This is a genomic window from Nonomuraea sp. KM90 (assembly GCF_052246675.1).
Classification (GTDB): Bacteria; Actinomycetota; Actinomycetes; order Streptosporangiales; family Streptosporangiaceae; genus Nonomuraea.
In genome coordinates this window covers 1-4,066 of record NZ_JBQQCB010000282.1, presented here as the reverse complement: position 1 = coordinate 4,066, position 4,066 = coordinate 1, and the positions used below count along the sequence as shown (strand labels likewise).

The 4,066-nt window shown below is 73.7% G+C and carries 5 protein-coding genes; all 5 read right to left on the bottom strand.

Annotated features, from left to right (window positions below):
* On the bottom strand, positions 1 to 1,238 hold a 1,238-nt coding region (locus ACTWPW_RS63205; RefSeq protein WP_443174885.1), incomplete at its 3' end, for an FAD-dependent oxidoreductase.
* Positions 1,235 to 2,035 carry a maleate cis-trans isomerase family protein gene (locus ACTWPW_RS63200; RefSeq protein WP_443174884.1) on the bottom strand — a complete coding sequence of 267 codons (801 nt, stop codon included), beginning with the start codon at positions 2,033 to 2,035 and terminating at the stop codon, positions 1,235 to 1,237. The genes ACTWPW_RS63200 and ACTWPW_RS63205, both read right to left, overlap by 4 nt.
* Positions 2,023 to 2,364: a hypothetical protein gene (locus ACTWPW_RS63195; RefSeq protein WP_443174883.1), complete on the bottom strand. Its 342-nt coding sequence runs from the start codon at positions 2,362 to 2,364 to the stop codon at positions 2,023 to 2,025. The genes ACTWPW_RS63200 and ACTWPW_RS63195 overlap by 13 nt, the downstream gene beginning before the upstream one ends.
* Positions 2,349 to 2,552: a hypothetical protein gene (locus ACTWPW_RS63190; protein WP_443174882.1), complete on the bottom strand. Its 204-nt coding sequence runs from the start codon at positions 2,550 to 2,552 to the stop codon at positions 2,349 to 2,351. The genes ACTWPW_RS63195 and ACTWPW_RS63190 overlap by 16 nt, the downstream gene beginning before the upstream one ends.
* A 147-nt stretch (positions 2,553 to 2,699) precedes the next feature.
* Positions 2,700 to 4,066: hypothetical protein (locus tag ACTWPW_RS63185; RefSeq protein WP_443174881.1), on the bottom strand; the 1,367-nt coding region annotated here is incomplete at its 5' end.

Below are 4,066 nucleotides of genomic sequence, written 5' to 3'. Positions count from 1 at the left end.
AGTCCTCTCGGTGGTGAGATGGTGTCGAGCAGGGAGGCACGGGCCAGGTAGTCCCGCGTGGCCGCCTGGTCGGCGGCGATGGCGCGCAGCAGGGTCATGGCGGCCTTCAGCCGGCGGGGATCCCGGTCCTCGATCCCGGCGACGCGCGCCTCGGTACGGGGGATGATCTTGTGCAGCAGGATGTGGCGGCGCCGGGTCGCCCACCCGTCCAGCGCGGCATCGGGCAGGGCGCCGCTGAGCACGGCATCCAGGAGGTCGCCGAGCTCGGCGGCCTCCTGGATGCCGGCGTTCATGTTGAGTCCGCCCGCGGTGGTGGTCAGGTGCGCCGCATCGCCGGCGAACAGCACTCTCCCGTGCCGGAAGTGCGGCACGACCCCTCGGGTGAGGCGGAAGGTGTGTGCGTCGGCGATCCGCAGCTCCTTGCCTGCTCCGGGCACGGCCTGGCGGGTGAGTGCGTCGATCGCGGAACGGGTCGGGGCGGCGTCTGCGGCGGGCAGCCGGAAGAGGAGCCGCCAGTGATCCGGCAGCTGGAGCAGACTGCACGACAGGGTGCGGTCACGCAGGTAGGCCAGCGGGGTCAGGCCCGGCAGCAGGTCTTGCAGGGGCGTGTCGGTCAGCACGCGCAGCGCCTGGGCGGGATACGGGGTCGCGGCCAGGGGCACGGCGAGCAGGGATCGGATAGTGCTGTGCGCGCCGTCGGCGGCGATGACGTAGTCGGCGCTCTCCCACCGGTCGCCGACGCGAACGCCGACGCGCGTGCCGGTGTCGGTGATCGCGTTCACCTCGGCGGCCAGGCGGACCTGGGCGTGGCGGTGGCGGGCCAGCTCGCCGTGTAGCAGCGTCAGCAGGTTGGCCTGTTCGGCGTGCAGCCGGATTGGGTGGGCGGTCATCCCGGCGAGCAGGCCCATGTCCATCTCGGCCAGCACGCGGCCGCGGCGGGTGCGCCACTGTAGCCGCTCGACCAGGATGCCGCCGGCCATCAGCGGTCCGGCGACGCCGAACAGGGCCAGCAGGTCCAGTGTGGGTGGGTGGAAGGTCGCGGCGCGCGAGTGCGAGGTCAGATTCGGGCGGCGCTCCAGCACGGTCACCGGCACACCGGCGCGGGCCAGTGTGAGCGCGGCGGTCAGCCCGACCGGGCCGGCTCCGACCACGATGACGTGGCAGCGAGGACCTGCCGTGAGACTGGTGGTCGGCCCGATGTTCGCGCCGGTGTGGGGGCCGGGGTTGGGTGCGGTCATGGGGTCAGCCCTTGAGCGGCCAGGCGGCGTAGCGGCCAGGCCAGGCTGCGCTCGGGGATCGGGCCCGCCTGGCGGCCGAGGTGGCGCAGCGCCCACCAGGCGGCGGCCACGTTGGAGGTGAGCAGGACGCGGTCGTTGCCCGCGCCGATCAGCGGCAGCACGCCCAGGGTCGGCATGCCGGTGCCGGTGCACAGCACGACCGCGTCCGACGGCAGGCGGGCCCGTTCGATCTGGGCGACCAGGTCGGCTGGCTGGAGCCGGTAGGGGGCGTAGCTGCCGTCGGCGGCCTGCACAGTGATCACCCGGACGGTCAGGCCCGCCCGCTCCCAGAACGTGCGGGCGTGCTCGGTCAGCGGTGGCTCATAGGGACTGATCAGGACCAGGTTCGTGGCCTTGAGCCACTGCAGGGCTTGCCGGGTGGCGAGCGTGGCGGTGGCCACCGGCATGCCGCGCGCGGACGTCCACCTCGCGCAGTCTTCTTGATCGCGGTCGGGGCCGAGGGGATAGCGCGATCCGCTGCAGGCCATCACGACGGCACCGAGCTGCGGGGCGAGCGGCCCGAAGGAGGCGATCATGTCGCCGACGGCGGCGTTGTAGGCCGCCAGCCGTTCCGCCAGTGGCCGGTCGAGCACCGGGAAACGGGTGGTGTGCACGGCTGCGGCGGGGGTGAGCAGGTGCGTCACTTCGGGCTCGGCGCTCGGATTGGCGGGCGGTACCAGCAGACCGATGTGGCCGGCCAGGGGCTGGTGGTCGGACACCGAGCGCATGCCTGGGGCGGTGGCCGTCACTGTGGCCATCCGTTCCCGCTTCGCTGCCCGCTGTCGGCCGGGAGGGCGAACAGTTCCCGCGCAGCGGTGACGTAGCGCTCCCCCGCCGGGGTTCCTGCATGGGTGGAGATGCGGGTACAGGCGTGCTCGAGCAGAGTGTCGGTGACCCGGTTTACGGTGGCGGTGATTTCCGCGAGGGTGGCGGCATCCAGGCGGATTCGGGCGGTCAGCCGCGCCAGCTCGTTGTCGTTGACGTGGGCGGCCTTGTCGCGCAGTGCCGCCACGATGTGGTCAGCAGAGGTCGCCTGCGGCGCCGGGGTGGTCACGGCCATGGGCGGGGTCATCAGCAGCCGGTCCATGATGCTTGGGCGATCGTGGCCCAGCGCTCGTTGCGCGCGCGGGTCTGTGGGTCGGTCTCGGCGAGGTGTACGTGGACCTGGTCGGGCCGTACCTGAAGCAGTTTCGCAGCGCGTTCGGGTAGGTCGCGCAGATAGCGGGCTTGTCGGTCGTCGGTCGGGGTGACGGCGATGTCAAGGGTGATCAGCACAGGCGTTCCTTCCTGAAGAGCGGAGACACAACAGAGATGACGGAGAGCGGGATGGGCGGGGCTGGGCCCGAGGGGCGGCCATGACGAGGGCCGCGCGAGGCGATGAGGGGGCGCAGCGGCAGAGGTGGGCCGGCTGCCAGAAGTGGGTCAGCTGCCAGAGGCTGGTCCGGTGGGCATGCGGGCTGCGGGCTGGGGCCGTGGGTGAGCGGGACGTCGTGGCGCGGTGAGGGCGGGGGCCGGGGCGGAGTGCAGGATCGTCGCCGCCACGGGATCCAGGTCGGGGTGGCAGGAGCAGCGGCGGGCGATGGCACCGGTGGCGACCGTTGGCCAGGCGGCCGCCAACGCGGCCGGCACGGATGACACGGATGGCACGGATGGCACGGATGACACCATCGACATACTCGACGGTGTCGGCGGCGGATCGGCCGGCAGGGTGTGCATCCAGTTCTCGGCGGCCTGGGCCGCCTGCAGCAGCGCCGTGTGCAGCTGTGTCAGGATCTCGCGAGACACCGGTGGCGGTGCGGGCAACGGCGTGTCCTGCGGCACGGCGGGACAACGATGCGCTCCACACTCCTCGGTGGCGGCAATCTTGGGCGCACGGCGTGCGGGGATCGCGGGCGACCGGGCCGGGCCGGGCCGAGGTCGCCGGCGTCGCCGGGGTCGGGCGGCTCGGCTGCTGGTGTAGGCGCGGGCGAGCGGCCGGGCCACGGCCAGCACGCCGCACACGCCGGCCGCGGCCAGGCAGGCGGCCAGCACCGACTGGAATCCGGCTGCCGGGCCGGACACGACCGGATGTTGCAGCAGCACGCTCGCGCCCGCCACGCCCAGCGCTCCCCCGCCTTGGCGTGCGGTCATGCTGGCCGCCGCCGCGACGGCGGCCAGCCCGGGCAGCGGCGTCTGCGATCCGACGGCGGCGGTGATCGCCGAGAGCACGCCGAGCCCGAGGCCGAGACCGGCCAGCGCGGCCAGTGCCAGCGCGCTGCCCGGATGGAACCTCAGCAGCCAGGCCAGGGTCATGCCGGCGGCCAGGATGAGCATCACGCCGGTGTAGGCGACCGGCGCTGATCCCCACCGCCCTCCCCCGGCGCCCGCGAGCGGGCCGGCCAGCATGACCGCCGCCGACAGCGGGCATAGCAGGGCGCTGGCCCACCAGCTGTCGTAGCCGGCGGCGGTCAGATAGGACGGCGCGAGCGCCAGAATGGGGTAGGCGCTCACGCCGTACAGCAGCGACATCAGCCAGCCCAACCGCCAGCGGCCGTACCGCCACAGGGCGAGCGGCACGGCGGGACGGGGATGAGCGCGCGAGCGCCGCAGCGTCGCCGTCACCGCCAGCAGACCGAGCGCGCCCGCGCCGAGGATGCGCCGCGACGTCCACCCCCAGGCGCTGCCCTGGCAGATGACCAGGACGAGCGCGCCGATGCCGACGACCAGCAGCAGCCCGCCCAGCAGGTCCGGCAGCCGGCCGGTGCCCGGCTCATCGCACGGCAGCGTCGGCAGCAGGCAGACCAGGGCGG